We start from the raw sequence: 24,778 nt of genomic DNA, 5'->3' as shown, positions 1-24,778 counted from the left end.
AAGAAGATGTACTGCCACCGCCTGTTTACTCATCAAGGGGACCTCCTCAACGGAGCCGTCGCGCGCCACAATCTTCACAAGATTCGTTTCCGTATTGAATCCTGCGTCAGGGCACGTCACATCATTCGCCACGATGAGATCAAGATTTTTCTTCTTGAGCTTTTCTTTTGCATAACCGAGGAGGTTCTGCGTTTCCGCCGCAAAGCCGACGAGGATCTGCCGCGCCTTTTTCCGCGCGCCGAGTTCCAGCAGGATGTCGGGATTCTTCTCCAAGATGAGCGTCAATTCAGCATCGTTCTTCTTGATCTTGTGCGCCGCTGCTTCCTTCGGACGATAGTCGGCGACAGCCGCCGCCTTGATGACGATATCGGCGTCCTCCGCTTCCTGCAGGACGGCGCCCCGCATGGCAAGCGCCGATTCCGTATGCAGAACGCGCACGCCATGCGGATCAGCGAGAGCAACGGCGCCGCCCGCAATAAGCACGACGTCTGCGCCGCGCCGCGCCGCTTCCTTTGCGACGGCATACCCCATCTTGCCGCTTGAGCGATTGCCGATGAAGCGCACAGGATCGATCGCTTCCAGCGTACCGCCTGCGGTCACGAGCACCTTTTTGCCGGCGAGCGACTTGCTGCACTCTCCCGCTTCCTCCAACGCACGCACAATGTCCACAGGTTCAGGCAAACGTCCCACACCCGTCACACCACATGCCAAATACCCCGTCGCAGGCGCAATCTTATGCCAGCCGCGCGCTTCGAGCTTCGCCATATTTTCCTGCGTCACGGGGTTTTCGTACATCGCATGATTCATCGCAGGCGCGAAAAAAATCGGCGCTGTCATCGCAAGCAGCGTCGTCGTCAACAGGTCGTCGGCAATGCCCGCCGCCGCCTTGGCGATGATATTCGCCGTCGCAGGCGCGATGAGGACGATGTCCGCAAGGCGCGCAAGAGCGATATGCTCGACGTTCCAATGCGCAGGCTCCTGCCACATATCAAGCGATACCGGCTGTCCCGTGATCTCTCGGAAGGTCAGAGGTGCGATGAATCGGGCGGCTTCCTTCGTCATGACGACGTGAACCTCTGCCCCTTTTTTTCGCAGACGGCTCGCAACTTCCACCGCCTTATAAGCGGCAATCCCTCCCGTGACGCCCAGAACAATCTTCTTACCCTCAAGAATCATTATTTGATGCCGCCTTTGCTGCGCCGATAGAGAATGTCCCCCTCAGCAATCTCCTCCAAGGCAATCGTCACATCTTTCGTCGACTTCGCGGCAACTTTCGGTTCCTCGCCGCCGAGAAGCTGCCGCGCACGCTTCGCCGCCAAGACAACAAGCGTATAGCGGCTGTCAACTACATCCAAAAGTTTATTGATCGAAGGATCTGCCATGCTCATGTTTACTCTTCCCTTCCCTTTTCCATCTCGTCAAAAAGTTCCTCATTGCGCACGACAAGACGCTTCTCTGCCGCTAAGACGGCACGTACGGCAGCAACCGCACGCTTCACCTCATCGTTGATGACGACATACTTATAAAGCCGCCCCACTTCGATTTCCTCAACCGCCGCCTTGAGACGTTTTTGCAAAACCTCTTCCGTTTCCGTATCGCGTCCGCGAATGCGCCTTTCAAGTTCGGCGAGCGACGGCGGTAAAATGAAGATAAATACACCTTCGGGAAACTTTTCGCGCACCTTCATCGCGCCCTGCGTGTCGATTTCAAGCAGGATATCCTCGCCCGCTGCGAGTTTTTCCTCCACTTTCTTCAAGGGGGTTCCGTAGTAGTTGTCATACACTTTCGCCCATTCAAGAAGAGCATCCTTTTCGATCATTTCTTCAAACGCTTCAACCGAAAGAAAGTAATAGCTTTCCCCCTCGATCTCTCCTGCACGCGGCTTTCTCGTCGTAGCAGAGACAGAGTAGGCGAGATGCGGCTCTTTTTCCAAAAGCGCATGACAAATCGTACCTTTTCCGGCGCCCGATGGACCGGAAACAACGACTAAAAGTCCTTTTCTCATTTGCCGTCCTCTTTTCCTTTTGCATCCGGCGCATCGGGCTCAAGCACGCGGTGCGCCACAGTCTCCGGCTGCACAGCGGAAAGAATCACATGATCGCTGTCCATGACGACGACGGCTCGCGTGCGCCTGCCGTAAGTGGCGTCGATGAGCCTGCCGCCTTCGCGTGCCTCCTGTATGATACGCTTGATCGGCGCCGACTCGGGGCTGACGATCGCCACGACGCGATTCGCCGAAACGATGTTGCCGAACCCGATGTTGATGAGCTTGATGTCCATACTGCATCCCTCGCTTCACTCGATGTTCTGCACTTGTTCACGCAGCTTCTCGACTTCACTTTTGATCTCAACGACGATCTTCGCCGCCTGGGTGAAATTCGCCTTGGCGCCGATCGTATTCGTCTCGCGATTGATCTCTTGAATCAAAAAGTCGAGCTTTCTGCCGATGGGCGTCGCTTCTTCTTCAATCGTCTCCCGAAACTGGGCGATGTGGCTCTTGAGACGCACGACTTCCTCATTGTAGCTGATGCGGTCAGCATACAGCACCGTTTCCTGCATGATGCGCATTTCATCGACGCCCTGCCCTTTGAGCATCTCGCCAAGGACAGACGTCAGATGCGCGCGATATCGCTCGACGATTTCCGGCTCAAAACCCGAGAGCTTTTCGACCGATTCGGCGAGGAAATCAAGGCGCGGTTCGAAATCGCGGCGCGTATGTTCGCCTTCCTTCTTACGCATCGCAGAAAAATGCTCTAAAGCGCTCTCCAAGGAAGCAAACAGGATCTCGCGGCTGTCCAAAACATCGCGGCTTTCCTCGTGTACACGCAGCACATCGGGATACAAGGCTATTTTACATACATCGGCAGGCGGTGTCAAATGCAGGAAATCGCCAAGCGCATAGAGAGCCGTCTGGTAGGCATGCGCCAAGTTCTTGTCAACGACAATCGTCGCTTCCTTTTCACGCTTGTCATGAAAAACGATGTTCACATCGACCTTGCCGCGCGCCGAGTACTTTTTGATGACATTGCGCATGTCATTTTCAAAGACATTGAGAGCACGCGGCATGGAAAACGATATATCCAAATAGCGCTGATTGACCGACTTCACTTCCACATGAACTTTGTAATCTTCATTCTCTTGCCCTGCCGCGCCAAATCCCGTCATGCTCTTCAATGCCAACAACCCCCATTCAGCATCCGCTTCTCCATTTCGTTTTATTATATTATGAAATCTTGACTCCGACAAGCCCGTTAGGGCGCCGACGGAGTCTTAGATTTCATTATGCTTTCCAAGCGCTATGAAATCTTGACTCCGACAAGCCCGTTAGGGCGCCGACGGAGTCTTAGATTTCATTATGCTTTTTAAGCGCTATGAAATCTTGACTCCGACAAGCCCGTTAGGCGAGATCGTCGCCGCCGCCGACATAGTCCTGCAGAGCCAACGCATAGACCAAACGGCGCTGCTGCATGAAGGACAGGACGCGCAATACTTCCCAAGCTGTATCCAGCGAGGTCAGGCAGACGATGCCATGCTCCACCGTCGCGCGGCGAATCTTGAAACCGTCGCGTGCAGATCCTTTGCCCTGCGTCAGCGTGTTGACGACCATTTGAATCTGCCCTGTCTTAATCATCTGGATGATATCCGTGCTGCGTTCATGCACTTTGCCCACGATGTCTGAGTCGATGCCCATAGACTGTATCGCGCGCGCTGTACCTTCCGTCGCGGCAATTTGGAAGCCGAGTTCATAAAAGGCTTTGGCAAGCTGCTTTAGTTCCTCTTTATCTTTATCCGCTACGGTGAATAAGATGCGGCCGTTCTTCGGCATGTTCATACCCGCACCTGCAATTGCCTTGTAAAGCGCCCGCGCGTAGTGGTAGTCGATGCCCATGACCTCGCCTGTAGACTTCATTTCCGGACCAAGGGAGATATCGACGTCCTGCATCTTGGCGAACGAGAACACAGGGGCTTTGACGGCGACATAGGGCTTCGGCGGCACAAGACCAGAGAAATATCCCATCTTTTCCAAGGACTGCCCCATCGCCGCCCGCGTCGCAAGATTGACCATCTTGACATCGGTGACCTTGCTCAAGAAAGGTACCGTACGGCTCGATCTCGGATTGACTTCGATGACATAGACTTCGTCATTGACGACGACGTATTGAATGTTGAGCATTCCTTTGACATGAAGATTCAAGGCAAGGCGCTTCGTATAGTCGATGATGGTATAAAGCACACGCGCCGGAAGCGTCTGCGGCGGATAAACGGCGATGCTGTCGCCCGAGTGAACGCCGGCACGCTCGATATGCTCCATGATGCCCGGAATGACGACCGTCACGCCGTCGCAGATACCGTCGACTTCGACCTCTGTCCCCTGCATGTAGCGATCGACGAGCACGGGATGATCGGGCGTGACCTTGACGGCACGATTCAGATAATCGCGCAGTTCCTCTTCTTTGTAAACGATTTCCATAGCTCTGCCGCCAAGGACGTACGACGGACGCACCATGACGGGATAGCCGATCTCCGCAGCGCCTTCGACGGCGGCTTCTACATCGGTGACGCTGATGCCCTTGGGGCAAGGAATATGCGTCTGACGCAGCACCTCTTCGAAACGCTCGCGATCTTCCGCACGATCAATATCGTCTACCGATGTACCGAAAACATGCACGCCTGCCTTTTGCAGCGACGACGCCAAATTGATGGCGGTCTGTCCGCCAAACTGCACGATGACGCCCTCCGGCTGCTCCTTATCGACGATATTCAACACATCCTCGACCGTCAGCGGCTCGAAATACAGTCGGTCCGATATGTCGAAGTCCGTGCTGACCGTTTCGGGGTTGTTGTTGATGATGATGGCCTCATAGCCCATTTCGCGCAGCGCCCAAACCGAGTGAACCGAGCAATAGTCGAACTCGACGCCCTGTCCGATGCGGATGGGGCCCGAGCCGAGTACAATGATCTTGCGCTTTTGTGTGCCCGTTTCCACCTCATCTTCCTGCGCGTTGAACGTGGAGTAGTAATATGGCGTCATCGCTTCAAATTCTGCAGCGCATGTATCGACCATCTTGTAACACGGCAGGAGTTTCATCGCCTTGCGCATCGTGCGGATCTCGTTCATCGTCCTGCCGGACAGCTCGGCAATCGAGGCGTCGGAAAGACCGATTTTTTTCGCTTCGATGAGATGTTTGGGCGTGACTTCCTCCTGCATGAGCTGAATTTCCACGGAAGCGATGCGTTTGATCTTGCGCAGAAACCAACGGTCGATTTTCGTAAGGTCATAGACCTCATCTACATCGGCAATCCCTCGGCGAAATGCTTCGGCAATCGCAAAGATTCGCTCATCGTTGATTTTTTCCAACGATTTTTTGAGCTTTTCATCGCTCCAATCGTCCATTTCCGGCATATAGAGACGCTTCACGCCGATTTCCAAGGAGCGGACCGCTTTCAAGATCGCGCCTTCAAAGTTGCGGTCGATGGACATGACTTCGCCCGTCGCTTTCATCTGCGTGCCAAGCGTATGGTCTGCAAAGACGAATTTATCGAACGGCCAGCGCGGGAACTTGACGACACAATAGTCAATCGACGGTTCAAAACATGCTTTCGTTTTCTGCGTCACGGCATTTGTAATTTCATCGAGGGAATAGCCTATGGCGATCTTCGCCGAAACTTTCGCGATGGGATAGCCCGTCGCTTTCGAAGCCAAGGCGGATGAGCGGCTGACGCGCGGATTGACTTCAATGACATAGTAGCGATTGCTGTTCGGATCGAGCGCGTACTGCGCGTTGCAGCCGCCCTCGATGTTTAGCTCGCGAATGATACGCAAAGATGCGCTGCGCAGCATTTGATAGTCGTGATCGGAAAGCGTCTGCGAAGGCGCGACAACGATGCTGTCTCCTGTATGGACGCCCACGGGATCGAAGTTTTCCATGTTGCAGACCGTGATACAGTTATCGTTGCCGTCGCGCATGACCTCGTACTCGATTTCCTTCCAGCCGGCAACACTGCGCTCGATCAGCACCTGCCCGATCATGCTGTACTTGAGTCCCTTGATGACCGTTTCAATGAGTTCTTCTTCGTTCTCGGCAATGCCGCCGCCCGTGCCGCCCATCGTATAGGCGGGGCGCACGATCAGCGGATAGCCTATTTCGTTGGCAAAGCCGACGGCGGATTCCACATCATCGACGATCGTACTCTCCGGGATCGGCTCACCGAGTTTTTGCATCGTTTCCTTAAAAAGCTCGCGGTCTTCCGCCTTTTTGATCGCCTCAAGACTCGTCCCGAGAAGCTCCACGTGATACTTCTCCAAGACGCCCTTTTCCGACAGCTTTACGGCAAGATTCAAACCCGCCTGCCCGCCGAGCGTTGCAAGAAGCCCGTCCGGCATTTCCTTCGCGATAATTTCCTCAAGAAACTCCACGGTCAAAGGCTCGATGTAAACGCGGTCAGCAATATGTGTATCCGTCATGATCGTCGCCGGATTGCTGTTGACGAGGACGACTTCCAGCCCCTCTTCTTTTAGGGAACGGCACGCCTGCGAACCGGCATAGTCAAATTCTGCCGCCTGTCCGATGATGATCGGCCCCGAGCCGATAACCATGACCTTTTTCAAATAATCTTTCTTCGGCATATCTATTTCGCCTCCTTGAGCATCGAGCGGAACTGTTCGAACAAATAGCGATTGTCCTCTGGTCCCGGCGAGGCTTCGGGGTGATACTGCACGGTGAAAATCGGAAGCTCCGTATGGCGCAGTCCTTCAATCGTATCATCATTGACGGCACGATGCGTGACTTCAAGCGGCAGCCCCTTTAGAGAAGCTTCTTCAACGGCAAATCCATGATTCTGCGACGAAATATGCACGCGGTTCATCGCCAAATTTTTGACGGGCTGATTCGAGCCGCGATGACCGAATTTCAGCTTATATGTATTTGCTCCCATAGCGAGAGCAAACAACTGATGTCCTAAGCAAATGCCAAACAACGGCTTCTTGCCGATGAGTTTCTTTACTTCGGCGATGATATCGGGAACATCCTGCGGATCGCCCGGACCGTTGGAGAGAAAAATGCCGTCGGGATTTTGCGCAAGGATTTCTTCCGCCGACGTATGCGCCGGCACAACCGTAAGACGAAAGCCGAATGCATGCAAGGAGCGCAGAATGTTCTGCTTGATGCCGAAATCCATGACGACGATATGCGGTGCGTCGGCGCACTCCGCTTCCCACCGATAGGGTTCTTTCGTCGTCACAGTCGCTACAACATCTTTTTGCAGAGGCTGCGCGAGCAGTCGATCCATCGCTTCCTTCGATACACCTTCCGGCACGATGACGCCTTTCATCGTGCCGACAGAGCGAATGTGACGCGTCACGGCACGCGTATCTACGCCGTACAGGCAGGGCACATTCTGCTCTCGCAGAAAAGCCGGCAGCTCCCCTTCCGACTGCCAGTTGCTGCCGACGTCACAAAGCTCGGCTATAATGAATCCGTTGACAAAGGATTTCCTTGATTCCATGAAGTTTTTTGCCACGCCGTAGTTGCCGATCATCGGATACGTCAAAATCACGATCTGGCTGCAATACGACGGATCCGTCAAAACTTCCTGATAGCCTGTCATTCCCGTGTTGAATACGACCTCGCCAAAGGCTTTCGCTTCATCGAGCAATTTGCCGGAGAAAGCGCTGCCATCTTCTAAGACCAATGTTCCTTTCATCCGACATTCTCCTCTTCTCTCGCAAGGACTTTTCCATCGCGCATCACGATGCGGCCATCGACCACCGTCATCACAGCCTTGCCCTTCAAACGATAGCCGACGTATGGCGAGTGTGTGCCGCGCGTATAAAACTGTTCGGCATCTACGACCCATTCCTTATCGAGGTCGATGACCGTAATATCTGCCGGCATACCTGCTTCCAAACTGCCTGCATTCAGATGGAAGAGTGCGGCCGGCGCAGAGGTCATCTTGGCAATGAGCGCGGGCAAATCCATCTTGCCTTTGTGGTAAAGCTCCGTCAAAAGAAGCCCCAAGGTCGTCTCAAGTCCCGGAAAGCCGCTCGGCGCATACATGTATTCGCGATCTTTTTCCTCTGCGGCGTGCGGCGAATGGTCGGAAACGACGATGTCGATGGTGCCGTCCTTCAGCGCCTCCAACATAGCCTCAACATCCTTCTGCCCGCGCAGCGGCGGATTAACCTTGGTGGAAGAATCCGTAAGCTGCACGCAGTCGTCCGTTAAGATGAGATGATGCGGCGTGACCTCTGCCGTGACTTTCACGCCGCGCCGCTTTCCCTCACGCACAAGGTCTGCCGCGCGTGCCGAGCTGATATGCGCGACATGGACAGGCGCATCGACATATTCCGCGAGCAAAATATCACGCGCCACGGCAATATCTTCCGCCACGGTAGGCCGCCCCTTCATGCCGAGCATAGCGCTCCGATGCCCTTCATTCATAACGCCTTCTTCAATAAGCGACAATTCTTCATCGTGGTCGATGATAATTTTATCAAAATTTCTCAGATAATCCATGCCGTTCATCATGATCTTGGCGGATTTCACATAATGCCCATCATCGGAAAATGCCACAGCGCCTGCCAAACTCATATCGCCGATCTCTGCAAGTTCCTCGCCTTTCTGTCCTTTCGTCAGCGCGCCGATGATTTCGATATGGACGATGCCGACTTCCTCAGCGCGCGCCTGCAAGCTGCGCACCAAAGCGACGGTATCAACCACAGGGCTTGTATTCGGCATCGTGGCGACGGTTGTAAAGCCGCCTGCCGCCGCCGCTTGCGAGCCGGAGAGGAAATCTTCCTTTGCCTCTTGTCCCGGTTCGCGCAAGTGTGTGTGCATATCAATGAGTCCCGGGACGATTACCTTGCCGCTGACGTCGATGATTTCTGCGTTTTCATCCATGATATAGGACGCGACCTCTCGGACAACGCCGTTTTCCACGAGAATATCCGCCTTTTCATCCACACCGTTTTTCGGATCTACGACGCGACCGCCCTTAAAGATCTGTTTCATTTTGCTTTCCTCCAATCAAGACCAATGCCAAGAGCGCCATGCGAACTGCCACGCCGTTCTGCACCTGCTCCTGTATGGCGGAATTGCTGCTGTACGCTACGCGCGGCGAGATTTCCAGCCCTTTGTTCATCGGTCCCGGGTGCAGCACGAGCACATCATCTTTCGCCAGCTTCAAACGCTCCTCGCTCAAGCCAAAAATGCGGGCGTATTCGCGCATGGATGGAAACAATCCCGCCTTTTGCCGCTCCAGCTGTATGCGCAGCACATTGATGACATCGGCGTCGCAGACAGCGTCTTCGATACAGTCATGTACAAATACGCCCGGCTCTTCCTCCAGAAAGCGCGGCAGCAGCGTCCTTGGCCCCGCCAAATGCACTTCCATCCCCATCTTGCGCATACCCCATATATCCGAGCGAGCCACGCGGCTGTGCAAGATATCGCCGATGATAGCGACCTTCAAGCCACGCAACGTCTTTTTGTATTGTAAGATCGTAAATAAGTCCAGAAGCCCTTGGGATGGATGTGCATGTGCGCCGTCCCCCGCATTGACGATCACAGGGGATACGACCTGCGCTGCATAAGCCGCCGCACCTTCCGCCTTGTGACGCATGACAATGGCATCGACTCCCATCGCTTCAACCGTCAGCAGCGTATCGCGCAGACTCTCGCCCTTGACGATGCTGCTCGTCCCTGCGGTGATATTTACGACATCAGCGCCAAGATACTTTCCTGCAAGCTCAAAAGAAGAGCGCGTTCTCGTACTCGGCTCATAAAACAATGTGACGATAGACTTTCCCCGCAGCGTTGGAAGCTTCTTGATATCCCTGTGGATCACATTCTTCATGCCCTTGGCAGAGTCAAGAACGAGCTGGATTTCCTCCGGAGAGAAATCCTCCAGACCCAAAATGTTTTTGCCACGTAGAGAAACAGGATTTTTGTTCAAGCGACTCACTCCCTCAATGCTTGCCCAGAAGAGAAAAAAGCTTTCTTATGCAAGGCATAAGAAAGCTTTTGTGCATGGCAAGGATGCGGCTCTTCAAGCCCACACCTTTACGGCTCCCTTTATCAGCCTCACAGGACCAATTTCAAAGGCACATCTCTATGTACTTTATCTGTTTCGAATCTTACCACATGTATTTCCGGCTGTCAATGAAAACTCCTCAGACATTGAAGGTAGCAAACAGCTTCTTCATATAGTTCCAGCCCTTCTGCACCGTGCGTATGACGACTTCCATCTGCTGCGGATTGCGCACGACATACTGCAAGAGGCGTCTCCTTTGCTGGCGATACGTTGAATCGACCGTACGCAGGAAATCCTCCATCTCCTTCTCGACGGAGACTTCCGGCAGATGGGATTCATGAATCTCATGGCTGCGTCCCGTCATGAGAATAGAATCGCCAAAGAAAGGGATGTACGTCTTTGTCTTGAATCGCTTTTCAATTTGCTCGGCAAGCGACTCCGAGGCGGACGGTTCGCCATGAACGATGAATACGCGCGCAGGATTCGGATCTTGGATCGGTGCAAACCAGTCGAGGATCTGATGCATGTCCGCATGGGCAGAAAAGCCTTCCAGCATCTGAATATTCGCTTTGACCGCGATTTCCTCGCCCATGACCTTGACACGCTTCACACCGTCAAGGAGTCGGCGTCCCAAGCTGCCCTCAGCCTGATAGCCGACGAAGAGAATCGTCGATTCAGGCCGCCAGAGATTGTGCTTGAGATGATGAAGAATCCGTCCGGCATCCGCCATGCCGCTTGCCGAAATGATGATGGCAGAACTCGCCTCTGAATTCAATGCGCGTGATTCTTCTGCGGTTTTGCAGATACGAAGCTGTGGCATTTGCGGCAGCCCGCCGCCGTTCTTGTCCAAAAGCTCAATAGTCGTCTCATCAAATTCCTGCATATTTTCCATAAATACGCGCGTTGCAGCAATCGCCATAGGACTGTCAAGGATGATCGGCACATCTTCCATCAATCCGTCTTTCCATAGCTTATAAAAGTAATAGAGCAGCGTCTGTGTGCGTCCGACTGCAAACGCCGGAATGATGAGATTGCCGCCGCGCTCCATCGTATCCTGCACAGCTTCGAGGAGCGTCGTTTCCTTGTCATAGACTTGATGCAGACGATCCCCGTATGTCGATTCGAGCAGCAGGTAATCCGCCCCATCAATGATCGTCGGATCCTTGATAATAGGCTGATCGGGCTGTCCCAAATCACCGGAAAATACGAGCTTTGTTCTCTCGCCATTTTCCTCCACATACATTTCTACAATGGCGGATCCTATGATATGCCCGGCATCACGAAAGCGCACTTCGATGTTGCTTTCCACACGGAAAAGCTCATTGTATGACTTCGGTATGAAATGCTTAAGCGACGCTTCTGCATCATCCATCGTGTAGAGCGGCTGAATCAACAGATCACCGCTTCGCTGACTCTTGCGGTTCAGAACTTCAGAATCATGCTCTTGAATATGCGCAGAATCCGGCAGCATGATATGCGCCAATTCACACGTCACCTTCGTCGCATAAACATTCCCTTTGAAACCCTCGCGATAAAGTTTCGGCACAAGCCCGCAATGGTCGATATGCGCGTGCGTCAAAACAACACAGTCAATTTCTGCCGGATTGAAACAAAATTCTTTATAATTCAGCTCCCGTATGCGGCGGCCGCCTTGGAACATGCCGCAATCCACCAAAATTTTTCGATCCTCGCTCTCCAACAAATAGCAGGAGCCGGTAACCGTATGGGCAGCGCCCAGAAAGGTCAACTTCATTTTGCTTCACTCCTCTGTAGCATTTCTTCAAAGGCCTTGCCAAGGACGATATTCTTCAGCCATAAGTCCGAAGGGGGCGAGCAGCCTTGCCGCGATCTGCTGCATCATCTCTTCGAGAGACTTCGGCTTGTTGTAAAACACCAGCATGGGCGGCACGATATGAACCGTCGGCAAAAGCGCAAGCTCTTGCATGTTGCGCAGATGTATGGGACTCAACGGCGATTCACGGACGGCAAGAACGAGAGGACGCTTCTCCTTGAGCATCACATCGGCGGAACGCAGCAGCAGATTGTCTGCATAGCCGCAGTATATGCCGGCGAGCGTCTTCATCGAGCAGGGCACGACGAGCATCCCCACAGCGCGATACGAACCACTGGCAGGCCCTGCGCCGATTTCATCAATGGCAAATATTTCATCAGCAAGTTCTGCGGCATCCGCTCTTTCCATCGCCATCTCATGTTTGAGCGTAAGTTCTGCGCCGTGTGTCATCATCAAAGCGGAGGAAAATCCCTCAGCCGCTCGAATGAGTTTCAAGCATTCAAGCAAGAGCGGCAAGCCGCTTGCCCCTGTCGCTCCTACGATGATCTTTTTCTGTTCCATAGGCATCTCTTTCCCTTATGTTTCCATAGATAAAAGGTCATGAATAGGAATCCGTATGTAAATATTCCCGCTCGACAACCTGACCATTCGCGCGGTAGATGCGATAAACCGACGGCTTTTTGCTCGATCCAACCGTTTCCACAGAAATCTGTTTTCCCTGAAGATCTGCCTGCGTGCCAAGCACTTGCACGGTAACCTTTTTGCCATCCGCATTCGCCAAAATATAAACACTATGCGGCAATGGATTCATGAACCGAAAATCAATCAAATCATCCGCCACCGTAGCATCAAGCCCCGGCGGACAATACGACGAAGGAATAAAATGAGAAAACCGCTCCGTAGGATTAAGTCCCGCCAAAAGGATCGCATTATAGAGCGTGGAACTGACTTGGCAGACGCCGCCGCCAATGCCTGGCACAGACTTCCCGTTGATGAGGACGGCAGCATACTTATAGCCGGCATTTGCCGTGCGTGTTCCCACGATCTCATTAAAAGAAAAACTTGCCCCGCTGCGAATCAAAACCCCGTTAAGCTGCTGTGCCGCCAAAGCAATGTTATCCCCACGGGCGCCGTGACGATAATACGTCGTATAACTTGCGAGTACAGCATTGACATTTTTAACGTCATCCGTACCGACAAAAGGCGGATTTTCCGCTATGGGCAATTCAATGATCGCCGACTGCATCTCCCTGAGCGGCTGCCCCACTGCCTGCAATGCAGCCGGTACATCCAGCATCTTTCCCGACTTTCCCTGAACATGATGAATGACCCCGTTGGCATCGATCTCACACGCCGCATTGACCGGCTGCACAAGCACATCCTCTGCTATACTCTCTATCTTTTGCTGCAGCAAACCTTCATCGTAACTTGCCGTAAAAGGAATGTTGCAGCCATATACGGCATTCTTGATCTGTTCTGCAATCTGCTGCATAACGGTGCCCGTACGTCCGGCATTATACGCCTGCTCTGCTGTAGCTTTCGCCAAAGGCTTTACAGAGAACTCCTGCGGCTGCAGCTTCCATACATTTCCGTTACTGCGCAGAGAAATCGTATGCCCGGAGAGCTTTCTCTGCCCAAGCTGTTCGAAATAATGCTCCGCCTCCTGCTGCGTCATACCAAAGAGAGAATGTCCATCGCTCTGCACACCGTAAAGGATGCGTCCACGGCAAGAAGCATGATAAGCCAAGCCTCCCCCGATAATTGCTGTCAAAACAACCGTCAATCCTGCTGCTATGATGAACTTCACTTTGGAAAATCCCATCGTTTATTTTCGCTCCTTCGACTGCAATATCTGTAACTCCTCTATACCATTCGTTATTCATTCCATTATTCCTGCCACAAGATTTTCATGCAGCGATCTTCATGCAGTATTTGCCGCATTGTGTTATAATAGGCGTGTCGCATGTTTCATCAAAGGAAACACAGATAAAACGAACGCATTCAAATCGGTGCAGAATTATCCGTGATTTCCCAAATACCCCGATGCAAAACCTATCCCATCATGCAGAAAAGGATGTGCCCTCTCTTGGATAACCCAGAGTTACCACTATTCATCATCGCGATCGTTCTTCTTGTAGCAGCAAGCAGTTTCTTTGCCTTAGTTGAAACTGCCATCTTAGAAAGTCATAAAAGTCGTTTGGAAAAACTTGCCGATGACGGAAACGAAGACGCCTTGTCCGCTTTGAAAATTCTTGATATGCCGGAGAAAATCCTGCCCGTCGTGCAGATCGGCATCACACTCACAAGCATACTCCTTGGCATCACGATTGGCAGTGTGATCGCTCCCCTCTTAGCAAAAATGCTGCATTTCTTTCCTTATTCCCATACCGCAGCACTCGCCTTAAGTACAGTTTTCATCGCTTACTTCAGCCTCCTCATGGGCGAATTTCTGCCCAAGAAGATCGCCTGGCAAAATCCCGAAAAATACTTGTGCCGCTTCCATCGTTGGCTGCATCTCCTTGCATACATTACGCGGCCTGCCGTTTCATTTCTTTCCAGTTCAGCCAATTTCGTTCTTCTTTTTTTAGGGATCAATCCCAATATGCCGGATACGGTTACCGAAGATGAGGTTAAAGATCTCATCGAGCAAGGGACGGAAGACGGAACCTTTGAAAAAGCGGAACAGGCTATGGTGGACAACATTTTCCACATGAGTGACCAAACAGCTTATGCCTTGATGACGCCGCGCACACAGATGTTTTGGATCGATCTTGAGGACTCCTTAGAGCATAATCTGCAGCTGATTAAGGAAAAGCCGGATACAGTCATACCCGTCGGTCGTGACAATCTGGATGATTTCTGCGGCGTACTCTATGCCAAAGATCTTCTCAATGCAAGCCTTGACAAAAAGAGCCTTGACTTAACTTCCCTTGTACGTCAACCCATGTTCGTGCCGCGCTCGATGGAAACATTTCGCGTGCTTGAAAAATTCCGTGAAACCGGACTTCATGAGGCAGTCGTACTCGACGAGTATGGCGGCGTCATCGGTTTTCTTACACTGACAGACATCATGAGCGAAATCATCGGCGAATCGTTCAACATCGACGAGCTTGACACACCGCAGATGATCCCTCGCGGCAAAGATTCCTGGTATATGGACGGTCTCTTTTCCATCGACGACTTCAAGGAAAAATTTGATATTGACACGCCCCTGCCCGATGAAGATAAAGCACATTTTCAAACAATGGGAGGTTTTTTGACCTCGTACTTCGGCTATATTCCCAAGGAGACGGAGCGTTGTCAATGGGACGCTTTTACCTTTGAAATCGTCGATATGGATCGTGCCCGTATTGATAAAATTCTTGTAACCCATCAAACAAAACAAACGACGACAGCAAAATCGGATCGCCCCCCATCCATCCGTATTCCTTAAAAAATTCTCTCAAAGAAAGAGCGATGTTGCTTCAAGCAGCATCGCTCTTTCTTTGAGAGAATTTCAACCCGTTACTTCTAGTGACGCGGCACTTCATGAACGATCTGTATAGCTTTGGCAATCTCTTGACTGATAAAAGCTTTATCGACAGGATCCATCGAAGATATTCTGGCAAATAAATCGCCCTTGTCTGTTGATACATATTTCGGGGGAAGATGATTCAGCGCAAGCGCCATGATGTCTTCCCTGCACTTGTCGCAGGAACAGCAATCGGGATACATACGCAAAATCGTATCAAGATTATGCTTGACGAACTCTTCCATGGTATTTTTGATCGGCATATCCTACTCATTCCCATCATACGCTAAATGTCCTTTTAATCTTCTTTAATTATACAACAATTGACGTACCTTGTCACTCTTTATGGATAATTTTTCAAATTTTAGGATTTTAGACCTTTGTAATCACCCAAAAGACTTATTTATATTGCCAGCGACAGAACCGCGCTTCCAACAAGTCAAGAAGGGAAAAAAGAGAAAGACCGAGCAGACTAAGAACAACAATCCCTGCATACATTTCCAAATAATTGACACGCAGCCATGCGTCCATGATGAAACACCCCAGACCATGCTGAGAGCCAAAGGTTTCCGTAAAAAACAAAACGGAAATTGCCGTTGCCATAGCTACACGCACAGCAGTGATAAATTTGGGCAACGATGCCGGCCACAGAATATGATGAAAAATGGCAAATGGAGAAGCGCCAAGGGACAAGAGCGGAATATATGTTTCTTGAGGAATCGACCGCACCGCATCACGCACGGCGATGACAACTTGAAAAACAATGATGAGAAAGATCATTAAAATCTTAGAGATTTCACCCACTCCTGCAAGCAGCATGAAAATCGGCAAAAGTGCGATCTTAGGCACAGGATATAAAAGATAGACGAATGGCGCAAACATGCGATCTGCGATATTGGTATATCCCATGAATATGCCAAAGGGATAGCCGATGCATACAGCAAAAAAAAGCCCGGCGGCAATTCTGCCCAAGCTAAAAAACGTATGAACAGCAAGCGTAGAAGAAAATATCTGATGTAAACAAAGAAGAACCTTACAGGGGCTTGGCACTATGGGCAAATCAAGAGCCAAAGAGACCATCTGCCAAAGGAAGAAAAGGATCGCCGCAGCACCAACGTAAGTGAAAAGGGTATGTTTCATGTTATGCTCCAATTCTTCTTAATCATCGTGCGCAAATGGCGGCTCATATGGAAAAACGCCGCATCCTCGCGAATGTCACCGCTGGCAAAAAGCGGATTATCCAGTATTTCAGCAATATGTCCAGGAGTGCGTGTAAGCATGACAATTTTTTGTCCAAGGTATAACGCTTCTTCTACATAATGTGTGACGAGAATGGTGGTCACATGCTGCTCCTTCCAAAGGGAAAGGAACACTTCCTGCATCTCCTCACGCGTGATGGCATCCAGCGCAGAGAATGGCTCATCCATCAAAAGCACATCCGGGCGCAGCAAAAAGGCGCGTGCCAAACCCACGCGCTGCTGTTGTCCGCCGGAAAGCTCATGCGGATATCGTTCGCTGAATGTATGAATTCCCAAACGCTGCATCAAGGAAATGGTATCTTGTTTCCGTGGTTTTTCATGACGTATCTTTATACCCAATTCAATATTTTCACGCACGGTTTTCCACGGCAAAAGTCCATAGTTCTGCGGCATGAAACCAATGCGCTGTTGTGCGGGAGACACAGGCGTTCCGGCGAGCAAGGCTCGTCCCTCATACCCTTGCAATATGCCCGCGATAATTTTCAAAAGCGTTGATTTGCCGCAGCCGGAAGCTCCAATGACTGCACAAACGACACCTTGAGGAACATGCAGATTGATGTCGCGCAGTACCTGCACACATTTTTTATCAACGGTATAGGCATAAGAAAGGTGCTGCAGATCAATCATGGGCGAAGAAAATCAACCACAAGGTCGGCATAGTCATACGTCTCTTCGATCAGCGCTTTGCGTTTGAGCCACGCCATGCAGTCCGCAACATCGCTTTGCTTCGGCAGTCCGGCTTCATGATAGACCGGCAACGTCAAAGCGTCCTTTGCTGCCGGCGGAAAGCCTCCCTTCTCCACAACGAGATCGATATATTCACTTCTCGCAGCGCTATTGAGATACGCCACTGCCTTATTGTAGGCTCGATACATCGCCTTGATTTCCGCCTCTTTCTCCTTTGTACTTTTTCCTGTAAAAAGAATGACGCCGGGGTTGATGCCGAGTTCATCAGAACCTGTGATGAATTGGCATCCGTTATGGACAGCAATGCTCGCCATCGGCTCTGGCAAAGTCGCTGCTGCCAAGTTGCCGCTTTGCAGCAGTTCAAGGCGAGTCGGTATCTGCGGAATGATAACCTTTGCAATATCGTCGCCCGTCATCGCGTTGCTTTCAAGGATATGATCCGTTACATATTCAATGATCGTATTGCGGGAAACTGCGACTTCCCTGCCCGCGAGCGCTTTGACGGTCGGCGGCTTCATCCCCGGGGCTGCAATCAATTTGTAGCTGCCGTCCGTCATGGAAGTCACTTTGACATCGAAACCACCCGTCTTAGCAAAAGCGACAGCGAGCATATCTGAAACGGCGCCGTCAAGATTACCGCTTTGCAAAGCAGAATCCCGATCCATAGCACTCTTAAATGGATGAAGCTCTACATTCAATCCCTCTTCTTTAAAATAACCTTTTTCCTGCGCTATGATGAAAGGAACGGAATCCGTATCCGGCATAAGTCCGATCTTTAATGTACTAAGCTCTTGTTTTCCTCCTCCACAGCCGGCTGCAAGGAAAAATAACGGCAAAAACAGCAAAGCAATAATTTTCTTCACGTTCATTCTCCTTTTCCATCGCACAACATGCAGTTTAACGAAGCATTTGACGCAGCAAGTCAACGCCTTCACTCATATATTGAAGAATATTCGTGAGCATCCCTTCATTTTTCATGTATGTATCTTGTGCAGCAGTCTTCAAGCGATCTGCTTGATCCTTCATTTCATTGACATTATCCAGTTGGTTATCCACCTCGTCGAGAATGACTTGCGCATCCCGGATCGATTGTTGGACAGAAGCGATGTCCAAATTCGTCTGCTGAATCTCAGCAGCGTTTTTCGCATCCGCCTCTTTTCGCTCCTTCTCCTTACCCGTGACCTTATCCATCCAGTCACCGACAACGGAACCCTTGCTCTTTTCCTGCTCAATGCGCTCTGTGCGGCCTGCGGCGCGCTGCGCTTTTCGCTCAAGCTCCAGTTCTCGTTCTTCCAACGTGCGTTTTTGCTCCGCAATACTGTCGCGCTGCTTTTTAAGAGAATCTTCGCGTGCAGCAAGTTCCTGCTGACGCATCTCCATCTGCTGCGCTTCCTTTCGGCTGTCTGCCAGTGTTTGCTCATGATCGCGAAACGTCTGGGACAACAAGATGCCGCAAAACAGAGCCAACAAGAAGCAAGCGGCAAACGCAAAAACCCAGGGGGTTCTTTTTTGCCGCCTGTCCATGATATTTGCAGCATGGTCAGAGCCTGTATATTGCGGTGAACGCGGCGGAAGCTCACGCACATTTCTCTTTCGCGGGAAAACAGGCGCAGCATCGTGAGACAACGACGGCAATTCCTGCGTATCGTCAAGGCGGTTTCCCGCAGATACATTTTTATCGCGTACAAGCACACGCGTCCGATCGAGATCATCATACCTCATTGCGGCTTCTTATCCCTTTCCATCATATAGGCATGCTCTTTATCCATAGTTTTGCACAAACGCCCAAGCGTCCAATGCAAATTGAAAGGTGTCGTCACAGCCTTGAAGCGCACATGTGCAATTCCGCCGTCCTTTAACGCCTGCAAAACCTGATCGAGACGCTTGCCCTTAATATTATGAAAAACCGCCATTTCATGAGGAAACGACCATGCCGCTTCTTCTGCCGTACTTTGGCTGAAGCCTTTGAGAGCCAGTAAGAAGCCAATTCGCTGGCGCCATGAATCCTGCTCTAAAACAACGGTGTGGATACCCAGTTTGCTTAAAACTGATTTGATCGCAAGCACCGTTTCATCGGAGAATTGATAGAGCAAAACCTTTTCTTCTTGTTTTCTCATCGTCCGTTCTCCATCACTCGCTCAAACCGCGCATCAAGAGATATGTCACAAGCTGATCCATGTCAACATTTTCATGACGCTTCTTCTTCTGCAATTTATCAAAAAGCGACTTCGGCAGACGCACCTGTAAAATATTTTTTTCTGCAATGGCAAGCGGCATAAGATGTTCTTTTGCCGCATTCTCTTGATTTTGCTTCGATTGCTTTTTTTGTTGCTTCTTTTCAGCCTTGCTTACAATTTTCTCCTTTTCTGTCGTCTCTTCTTTCTTTTCAGCCTTCGCCTTTTTCTTTTTCACCGGCGGATAGCAATAAAATTCATCATAAGCATCGCGCAGCGATTGACTTGCCTGCTCCGTTCCCACGCCAATAATATGACACGGCGTATCGCTCTCACGCAGCATTTGAGCAATCGTCACGAAATCTGAATCCGTTGTCACGATGAGAAAGCGGCGTACGCCTTCGTCACGCAAGATTTTTGCCATGTCAAACAAAGCGTAATCGAGCGAGTTTTTACCGTCAATCTTTCGATCAATTTGCCGAAAGGTCAAACCTTTTCGCGCCATCAAACGGTTCCAACGCCTTTGCTCCGGATGTTTTTCCCAATCCGAAACTACGATCATGCGGCAAGGAAAGAATTTTTGCGCTTTCCCCAAAGTAAAATCAAGCATTTCAAAAGGTGCATTCTCAATATCGTAAAGGACAGCTACCGTCTCTGTACTTGAATCAAATGTCATCAAAAGTAAAACCTCACAATTTCATAATAAAGAAGCCAGATATTTATCAGCAATTTCTAAAATTCAGTCGTAGAAACTTGCACATTCTCCGCTTCTCAATCTCGTATATTTTATCATATTTGTATGGGAATTTCCATGAAATATTGATGGATACAGAAGCACTCCGTTCTTACTGCCGGAATAGCTTGTTGAGTTTCACGCCCAAAAAGGCTGCCAAAACAGCCTTCAAAACATCCCCCGGAATAAATGGGAAAACTGCCATGACGAGAGCCTGCCAAAGATTTATATCCATCAGGAGCATCATAGAGGTCAAACCGCCGATATAAGTGAGCGGTATGCCAACAAAGACAGCTGCAAGGATGAATCGCTTGAAAGAATTTTCCTTGCCCTTGAGCCAACTGACGATGGGATACGCTATGATAAAAACAAGGATAAATCCGCCTGTGGGACCGAAAAGTTTTCCAACGCCCGCGGTGCCGCCGACAAAAACCGGCAACCCGATGCACCCGAGAAGCGTATACCCGAAAAGAACCACAAAAGTCTCTCTCGGTCCTAAAATAAATGCGGTCAGATTCATGACAAGTGTCAAAGCCGTAATCATCACTGTCGTAAAAGGCAGCGGTATGGAGATATATGCCGCGACGCAGCAAAGCGCTATGCAGAGCGCCATCTTTGTCATCTTCTGAACAGACAGCGTCGATTCTTGTTTCATTCTTTGCCCCCAACTCTTAAGGAAGTCTTCCTTAGCGACGGTTTCCTTTACTCCTATCACAAACTCGGCATACTTGCCTGTCCTTCGCTGTCTGCTTGTTTTTGCGGAATTTGCAAAGCAGCCTTAGACTCGCCCGACATGTGTCGGGCAAGCGCTGCCGCTTCATTTTCCAAAGTTTTCGCCTGCTTTAATTTCGTCTGAGCATCGCGGATGGTCGCTGCTTTCTTGTCATCCATCCATGCCGCATAGCCCAAGGCATAAGCGATGCGCATATCACAGCTGCGCAGGCGCAAGTGGTGTAAGGTCTCTGCCATCGACGGCACCGTGAGTGCGGCAAGCTCTTCCTTGCGCTGCGTCCAATCCGCCACCATCTTTTCCAACAAGATAGACTTCAAGGCTCCGCGCGTTTCATCACTGCCAAGCGAACCATTTTGCAGCGTACGGCTAAAATCTTGCTCAATCTCCAACAAAGATTTCCCATGACGATCTATGATAGCCTGAGACTTAACAAGATAATCTGCCAATATCTCATCATGCGCTTTAGCAATCATCGCAATGAAGTCGTGAAGATTTTGTATCTCCGTCACACACCAGCTGCCATTTTCACGCTGTGAAAGCTTCACTTCAAAAGTAAATTCTTCTCCAACATCTGCCTGATAAACGCGCACGCCGGCACGTGCCGTTCCCGTCTCGCGATCCGTTGCAACGTAATCAATATGGCGAAACTGTATTGCCTTAAGACCAATTCGGGTAAGAACCACATCGAGGCTCATCGGATCTTGCTTCTCCGATGCCGTCGTACTGCTTTTCCATTCACCATGCTCAATGTAATACTGCACTTCCGTGCGCAAAGTCAACGCCAGCGGCGCCCTAAACATCTGAACAAACCCATTCATGGCAGCTTTCGCATCGCCGGACATCGGGCGATCCGTATCAATCATAGCCTGAATCAGAGGCTCCGTAGAATTATCGAGCAAAGTTTCCACATCGACATACTCTTGAAAAGTCTGCCAATCATGTCTTTCAAAAGAATCTCGAATCTTTTCCAATCCGTATTCCGGCGTTTTTGTATAATAAAAAAAATACCATGCTCCGCATCCAACGATCGCCCCAAACAGTAAAACTACTGCAAAAAACAAACGAACTTTCCGCTCTCTGGAAAGTATTGACATATATTCTCCCTCCTCATATATTTGTAAAGCCCTCTCCTATTATGCAACAAGCAAAGTTTTTTCGCAAGGAATCCCCTGCATCTTTATGATAGGTGATGAAATTTATCCATGTTTCCTATATTCCGCTTCAATCGTTGCACCGCCTAAAAGGCGATTCCCTTCATAAAAGACGACAGACTGTCCTGGTGTGACCGCGCGCTGTTTTTCACAAAAAGAGACTTTGACACTCCCCTTCGCCAAAGGCAGGACACACGCTTTTGCCTCACGACTGCCATAACGTATCTTGGCACAAACGGAAATCTCCTGCGTCGGTTCGCCAATCAGCCAATTTACATCTCTTGCGAAAAGTGATGAAGCGTAAACCTCTTCATTTCTCCCCACAATAACACGATTATTTTTCGCATCAAGCGCAAGGACATAAAGCGGATGTTCAGCAGCAATCCCCAGCCCCTTTCGCTGCCCAATGGTATAAAACGGCAGACCATTATGTCGTCCCAAAATCATTCCTTCGGTATCAACAATATCCCCTGGAGAAAAACCATTTGTCCGATGCTTTGACAGATATGCCTTATAGTCATCATTCGGTACAAAGCAAATCTCTTGACTTTCCGCTTTATCAGCCACCGGAAGCGCAAGTTTTCTTGCCATAGTTCGCGTTTCCGATTTTTGATAAATTCCAAGAGGAAGAAGAATATGCGGCAAAATTTCACGAGGCAGCCGATAGAGAACATACGACTGATCTTTCGTCTCATCACAGCCTTTCCGCAACGAAAATTCTCCGTTCTCTTCTTTTTCTACACGAGCATAATGTCCCGTAGCAAGAAAATCGGCTCCTTTTTCCTTTGCAAACGCAAAAAGCGCACCGAATTTCAAAAATCTATTGCAAATCACGCAAGGATTTGGCGTACGCGCTGCTAAATACTCCGTCAAAAAATAATCAACAACTCGATTAGAAAAAAGTGTACGAAAATCTACAATCATATGCTCTATACCAAGGAAATCTGCCACTCGTCTTGCATCTTCCGCCGCACGAGAAACGCCATACACTTCGCGGCTATCATCAGAAAGCCGCATGGTTATCCCCAGTACATCATAGCCCTGCTGCTTCAAAAGAGCTGCACAAAGTGAGCTGTCAACCCCGCCGCTCATCGCTACCGCTACTTTTTTTTTCATCCATTGCCTCCTAAAAATATCTGCAACATGCAATTCTATGGTACACTAAGAGAACCATCCATACAAGGAGTTGATTTCATGAATGTCATCGGCATCATCGCCGAATATAATCCCTTTCATAACGGGCACATTTACCAGATTGAAACCATACGCGCGAAATATCCCAAAGCCCGCATCGTCGCATTGATGAGCGGCAGTTTCACACAGCGCGGCTGCCCGTCGATTCTCGACAAATGGCAGCGTGCAAGCCACGCCGTTTCGAGCGGCATCGACCTCGTGCTCGAACTGCCGGCGGCCTTTGCCGTGCGCAGCGCACAGGATTTCGCACAGGGAGGCGTATCGCTGCTCTCGCGCTTGGGTATCGTTGACGGTCTTGCCTTCGGCGCAGAAAGCTCTCTCGCCTTGCTTCAATGCGCAGCGGATTCAGCGAAGAGAAGCGATGTGCAGAAACTGCTCCATGCATACGTACAAAAAGGTCATTCCTATGCCGCTGCATTAAGTCATGCCATTGCCCGAAGCAGCGGTATAAACGAAGCTTTCCTCAAGCAGCCGAACAACATTCTTGCCCTGGAATACCTGCGCGCCTTGAACTGCTGCGTCGCTCCGATCGAACCTTTTGCAGTGGCAAGAATCGGCGCCGCTTATCATGATGAAGAACTCCACGACACGTATGCCAGTGCAAGTTCCATTCGCCGAGAAATCCAAACCGCCGCACCGCGAAGAAACCTCCTGGCGAAAGTTCTTCCTGCAAACAGCATGGAAGCCTTATTCGAAGCGCATACGGAAGAAGCTATACCAGAAATCAATCTGCTTTTTCGACCGCTTCTTGCTCAGCTTGAACATTATACTCTGGAAAATTTACAAAAAATCTATGGTATAAATGAAGGTTTTGAGAACAGACTGCTGCACGCCGCTTCTCATTGCCGCACCATGAAAGAACTTCTCGATGAATGCCGTAGTCGTCGTCATCCGCAAAGTCGAATTCAACGGCTCATATTCCACATCATGCTGCACCTTCGTCGACAGGATATTCATGCATTTGATGAGAATGGACCTCTCTATGCTCGTATACTCGCATTCAATCGTGCAGGAAAAAGCTTGCTGCATGAAATCAAACAGAAAAGTTCGCTTCCTCTCATAAGCAAGACCAGTCATTTTTTGAAAGACGCCGCGTTAAAATATCCGCCAGAAAAGCGAACGGCTTTGGAAAACATGCTCGCACTTGACATTCATGCCACAGAAATGCGCCGACTTTGCCTTCCGCAAATCACAAAACGCGGCGAGGACTTCCAACGCTCTCCGCTCTTCATTTCAGATAAGAGAAAAACGCCTGCATGAGCAGGCGTTTTGAATTGAACCAGCAGCTTTCTATCCTCCCAGGTCGTCTCCAACCAAGTACTTTCGACGTATGAGTGCTTAACGACTGTGTTCGGGATGGGAACAGGTGGAACCACTCAGCTATCGCCACTGGATTTCTTTGTTGAGGTGTGCCCTCAAAACTATACAGAAGACTTAACGGAACATTTTAGGGTGACGAAACATACGCGCGTCTCACATTTCTTCCTGCCTTGAGGCAGTCAGTAGCGGTCA

At 50.3% G+C, this 24,778-nt stretch carries 24 protein-coding genes and 1 rRNA gene; 2 read left to right on the top strand and 23 right to left on the bottom strand.

Translation table 11 applies throughout. The annotated features are described in order from the left end of the window. From coaBC to ACTTKG_RS02275, 12 genes are all read right to left on the bottom strand, one after another. A partial coding sequence (gene coaBC / locus ACTTKG_RS02330) for a bifunctional phosphopantothenoylcysteine decarboxylase/phosphopantothenate--cysteine ligase CoaBC (RefSeq protein ID WP_442672649.1) occupies positions 1-1,176 on the bottom strand: 1,176 nt, incomplete at its 3' end. Continuing rightward, positions 1,176-1,388, bottom strand: a complete 213-nt coding sequence (gene rpoZ / locus ACTTKG_RS02325) for a DNA-directed RNA polymerase subunit omega (protein WP_442672648.1) — start codon at positions 1,386-1,388, stop codon at positions 1,176-1,178. The genes rpoZ and coaBC, both read right to left, overlap by 1 nt. Before the next feature lie 2 nt (positions 1,389-1,390). Next, complete coding sequence (gene gmk, locus ACTTKG_RS02320; RefSeq protein ID WP_442672647.1) at positions 1,391-2,005, bottom strand: guanylate kinase; 615 nt, start codon at positions 2,003-2,005, stop codon at positions 1,391-1,393. After that, positions 2,002-2,280: an extracellular matrix/biofilm regulator RemA gene (gene remA / locus ACTTKG_RS02315; RefSeq protein WP_442672646.1), complete on the bottom strand. Its 279-nt coding sequence runs from the start codon at positions 2,278-2,280 to the stop codon at positions 2,002-2,004. Before remA ends, gmk begins: the two co-directional genes overlap by 4 nt. A 15-nt stretch (positions 2,281-2,295) precedes the next feature. Continuing rightward, a complete protein-coding gene (locus ACTTKG_RS02310; protein WP_442672645.1) occupies positions 2,296-3,180 on the bottom strand; it encodes a YicC/YloC family endoribonuclease in 885 nt (294 codons plus the stop codon). 217 nt (positions 3,181-3,397) lie between these two features. Beyond that, entirely contained in the window at positions 3,398-6,628 is a 3,231-nt protein-coding gene (gene carB, locus ACTTKG_RS02305) for a carbamoyl-phosphate synthase large subunit (RefSeq protein ID WP_442672644.1), read from the bottom strand. Between the two features lie 2 nt (positions 6,629-6,630). Beyond that, complete coding sequence (gene carA, locus ACTTKG_RS02300) at positions 6,631-7,704, bottom strand: glutamine-hydrolyzing carbamoyl-phosphate synthase small subunit (RefSeq protein WP_442672643.1); 1,074 nt, start codon at positions 7,702-7,704, stop codon at positions 6,631-6,633. After that, positions 7,701-9,011: a dihydroorotase gene (locus ACTTKG_RS02295; RefSeq protein ID WP_442672642.1), complete on the bottom strand. Its 1,311-nt coding sequence runs from the start codon at positions 9,009-9,011 to the stop codon at positions 7,701-7,703. Before ACTTKG_RS02295 ends, carA begins: the two co-directional genes overlap by 4 nt. Continuing rightward, entirely contained in the window at positions 8,995-9,954 is a 960-nt protein-coding gene (locus tag ACTTKG_RS02290) for an aspartate carbamoyltransferase catalytic subunit (RefSeq protein ID WP_442672641.1), read from the bottom strand. Before ACTTKG_RS02290 ends, ACTTKG_RS02295 begins: the two co-directional genes overlap by 17 nt. Positions 9,955-10,171: 217 nt before the next feature. Next, on the bottom strand, positions 10,172-11,785 hold the full coding sequence (locus ACTTKG_RS02285; protein ID WP_442672640.1) for an MBL fold metallo-hydrolase: 1,614 nt from the start codon (positions 11,783-11,785) through the stop codon (positions 10,172-10,174). A gap of 27 nt (positions 11,786-11,812) precedes the next feature. After that, positions 11,813-12,385 (bottom strand): UbiX family flavin prenyltransferase, encoded by a 573-nt coding sequence (locus tag ACTTKG_RS02280; protein ID WP_442672639.1) that lies wholly within the window; start codon positions 12,383-12,385, stop codon positions 11,813-11,815. Positions 12,386-12,422: 37 nt separating this feature from the next. Continuing rightward, complete coding sequence (locus ACTTKG_RS02275; protein WP_442672638.1) at positions 12,423-13,646, bottom strand: VanW family protein; 1,224 nt, start codon at positions 13,644-13,646, stop codon at positions 12,423-12,425. Positions 13,647-13,910: 264 nt separating this feature from the next. Between ACTTKG_RS02275 and ACTTKG_RS02270 the strand changes: the two genes are divergently transcribed. Then, on the top strand, positions 13,911-15,257 hold the full coding sequence (locus tag ACTTKG_RS02270) for a hemolysin family protein (protein WP_442672637.1): 1,347 nt from the start codon (positions 13,911-13,913) through the stop codon (positions 15,255-15,257). Positions 15,258-15,334: 77 nt separating this feature from the next. Here ACTTKG_RS02270 and ACTTKG_RS02265 read toward each other — a convergent pair whose 3' ends face one another. From ACTTKG_RS02265 to mnmA, 10 genes are all read right to left on the bottom strand, one after another. Continuing rightward, entirely contained in the window at positions 15,335-15,598 is a 264-nt protein-coding gene (locus ACTTKG_RS02265; protein WP_442672636.1) for a late competence development ComFB family protein, read from the bottom strand. 136 nt (positions 15,599-15,734) lie between these two features. Continuing rightward, on the bottom strand, positions 15,735-16,475 hold the full coding sequence (locus ACTTKG_RS02260) for an ABC transporter permease (RefSeq protein ID WP_442672635.1): 741 nt from the start codon (positions 16,473-16,475) through the stop codon (positions 15,735-15,737). Then, positions 16,472-17,221 (bottom strand): ABC transporter ATP-binding protein, encoded by a 750-nt coding sequence (locus ACTTKG_RS02255; protein WP_442672634.1) that lies wholly within the window; start codon positions 17,219-17,221, stop codon positions 16,472-16,474. Before ACTTKG_RS02255 ends, ACTTKG_RS02260 begins: the two co-directional genes overlap by 4 nt. Next, on the bottom strand, positions 17,218-18,144 hold the full coding sequence (locus ACTTKG_RS02250; protein WP_442672633.1) for an ABC transporter substrate-binding protein: 927 nt from the start codon (positions 18,142-18,144) through the stop codon (positions 17,218-17,220). Before ACTTKG_RS02250 ends, ACTTKG_RS02255 begins: the two co-directional genes overlap by 4 nt. Before the next feature lie 34 nt (positions 18,145-18,178). Further along, positions 18,179-19,003 carry a hypothetical protein gene (locus tag ACTTKG_RS02245; RefSeq protein ID WP_442672632.1) on the bottom strand — a complete coding sequence of 275 codons (825 nt, stop codon included), beginning with the start codon at positions 19,001-19,003 and terminating at the stop codon, positions 18,179-18,181. Continuing rightward, complete coding sequence (locus ACTTKG_RS02240; protein ID WP_442672631.1) at positions 19,000-19,398, bottom strand: DUF3783 domain-containing protein; 399 nt, start codon at positions 19,396-19,398, stop codon at positions 19,000-19,002. Before ACTTKG_RS02240 ends, ACTTKG_RS02245 begins: the two co-directional genes overlap by 4 nt. Positions 19,399-19,411: 13 nt before the next feature. Then, positions 19,412-20,131, bottom strand: coding sequence for an NYN domain-containing protein (locus ACTTKG_RS02235; RefSeq protein ID WP_442672650.1), 720 nt, complete (start codon positions 20,129-20,131; stop codon positions 19,412-19,414). Positions 20,132-20,300: 169 nt separating this feature from the next. Beyond that, positions 20,301-20,843, bottom strand: coding sequence for a biotin transporter BioY (locus ACTTKG_RS02230; protein WP_442672630.1), 543 nt, complete (start codon positions 20,841-20,843; stop codon positions 20,301-20,303). A gap of 56 nt (positions 20,844-20,899) precedes the next feature. Further along, positions 20,900-22,015, bottom strand: coding sequence for a hypothetical protein (locus ACTTKG_RS02225; protein ID WP_442672629.1), 1,116 nt, complete (start codon positions 22,013-22,015; stop codon positions 20,900-20,902). Between the two features lie 102 nt (positions 22,016-22,117). After that, positions 22,118-23,188: a tRNA 2-thiouridine(34) synthase MnmA gene (mnmA, locus tag ACTTKG_RS02220; protein ID WP_442672628.1), complete on the bottom strand. Its 1,071-nt coding sequence runs from the start codon at positions 23,186-23,188 to the stop codon at positions 22,118-22,120. A gap of 78 nt (positions 23,189-23,266) precedes the next feature. Here mnmA and ACTTKG_RS02215 point away from each other — a divergent pair, with 78 nt between their 5' ends. Next, on the top strand, positions 23,267-24,526 hold the full coding sequence (locus ACTTKG_RS02215; RefSeq protein WP_442672627.1) for a nucleotidyltransferase: 1,260 nt from the start codon (positions 23,267-23,269) through the stop codon (positions 24,524-24,526). Between the two features lie 17 nt (positions 24,527-24,543). On the opposite strand, the gene rrf is transcribed toward ACTTKG_RS02215, so the two are convergent. Further along, positions 24,544-24,660 (bottom strand): 5S ribosomal RNA (gene rrf / locus ACTTKG_RS02210). Positions 24,661-24,778 lie beyond the last annotated feature (118 nt).

It is taken from the genome of Selenomonas sp. (assembly GCF_052169755.1).
In the GTDB taxonomy this organism is placed as follows: Bacteria; Bacillota; Negativicutes; order Selenomonadales; family Selenomonadaceae; genus Selenomonas.
This window is presented reverse-complemented; position numbering and strand designations above follow the sequence as displayed.

Coding starts and splice junctions, on each gene's coding strand:
- ACTTKG_RS02260 (WP_442672635.1), bottom strand. CDS start 16,475: ATGAAACATACCCTTTTCACTTACGTTGGTGCTGCGGCGATCCTTTTC.
- ACTTKG_RS02280 (WP_442672639.1), bottom strand. CDS start 12,385: ATGGAACAGAAAAAGATCATCGTAGGAGCGACAGGGGCAAGCGGCTTG.
- ACTTKG_RS02275 (WP_442672638.1), bottom strand. CDS start 13,646: ATGGGATTTTCCAAAGTGAAGTTCATCATAGCAGCAGGATTGACGGTT.
- ACTTKG_RS02295 (WP_442672642.1), bottom strand. CDS start 9,011: ATGAAACAGATCTTTAAGGGCGGTCGCGTCGTAGATCCGAAAAACGGT.
- ACTTKG_RS02240 (WP_442672631.1), bottom strand. CDS start 19,398: ATGAGAAAACAAGAAGAAAAGGTTTTGCTCTATCAATTCTCCGATGAA.
- mnmA (WP_442672628.1), bottom strand. CDS start 23,188: ATGAAAAAAAAAGTAGCGGTAGCGATGAGCGGCGGGGTTGACAGCTCA.
- gmk (WP_442672647.1), bottom strand. CDS start 2,005: ATGAGAAAAGGACTTTTAGTCGTTGTTTCCGGTCCATCGGGCGCCGGA.
- ACTTKG_RS02255 (WP_442672634.1), bottom strand. CDS start 17,221: ATGATTGATCTGCAGCACCTTTCTTATGCCTATACCGTTGATAAAAAA.
- remA (WP_442672646.1), bottom strand. CDS start 2,280: ATGGACATCAAGCTCATCAACATCGGGTTCGGCAACATCGTTTCGGCG.
- ACTTKG_RS02225 (WP_442672629.1), bottom strand. CDS start 22,015: ATGTCAATACTTTCCAGAGAGCGGAAAGTTCGTTTGTTTTTTGCAGTA.
- ACTTKG_RS02285 (WP_442672640.1), bottom strand. CDS start 11,785: ATGAAGTTGACCTTTCTGGGCGCTGCCCATACGGTTACCGGCTCCTGC.
- ACTTKG_RS02215 (WP_442672627.1), top strand. CDS start 23,267: ATGAATGTCATCGGCATCATCGCCGAATATAATCCCTTTCATAACGGG.
- ACTTKG_RS02245 (WP_442672632.1), bottom strand. CDS start 19,003: ATGAGGTATGATGATCTCGATCGGACGCGTGTGCTTGTACGCGATAAA.
- ACTTKG_RS02265 (WP_442672636.1), bottom strand. CDS start 15,598: ATGCCGATCAAAAATACCATGGAAGAGTTCGTCAAGCATAATCTTGAT.
- carB (WP_442672644.1), bottom strand. CDS start 6,628: ATGCCGAAGAAAGATTATTTGAAAAAGGTCATGGTTATCGGCTCGGGG.
- carA (WP_442672643.1), bottom strand. CDS start 7,704: ATGAAAGGAACATTGGTCTTAGAAGATGGCAGCGCTTTCTCCGGCAAA.
- rpoZ (WP_442672648.1), bottom strand. CDS start 1,388: ATGAGCATGGCAGATCCTTCGATCAATAAACTTTTGGATGTAGTTGAC.
- ACTTKG_RS02235 (WP_442672650.1), bottom strand. CDS start 20,131: ATGACATTTGATTCAAGTACAGAGACGGTAGCTGTCCTTTACGATATT.
- ACTTKG_RS02230 (WP_442672630.1), bottom strand. CDS start 20,843: ATGAAACAAGAATCGACGCTGTCTGTTCAGAAGATGACAAAGATGGCG.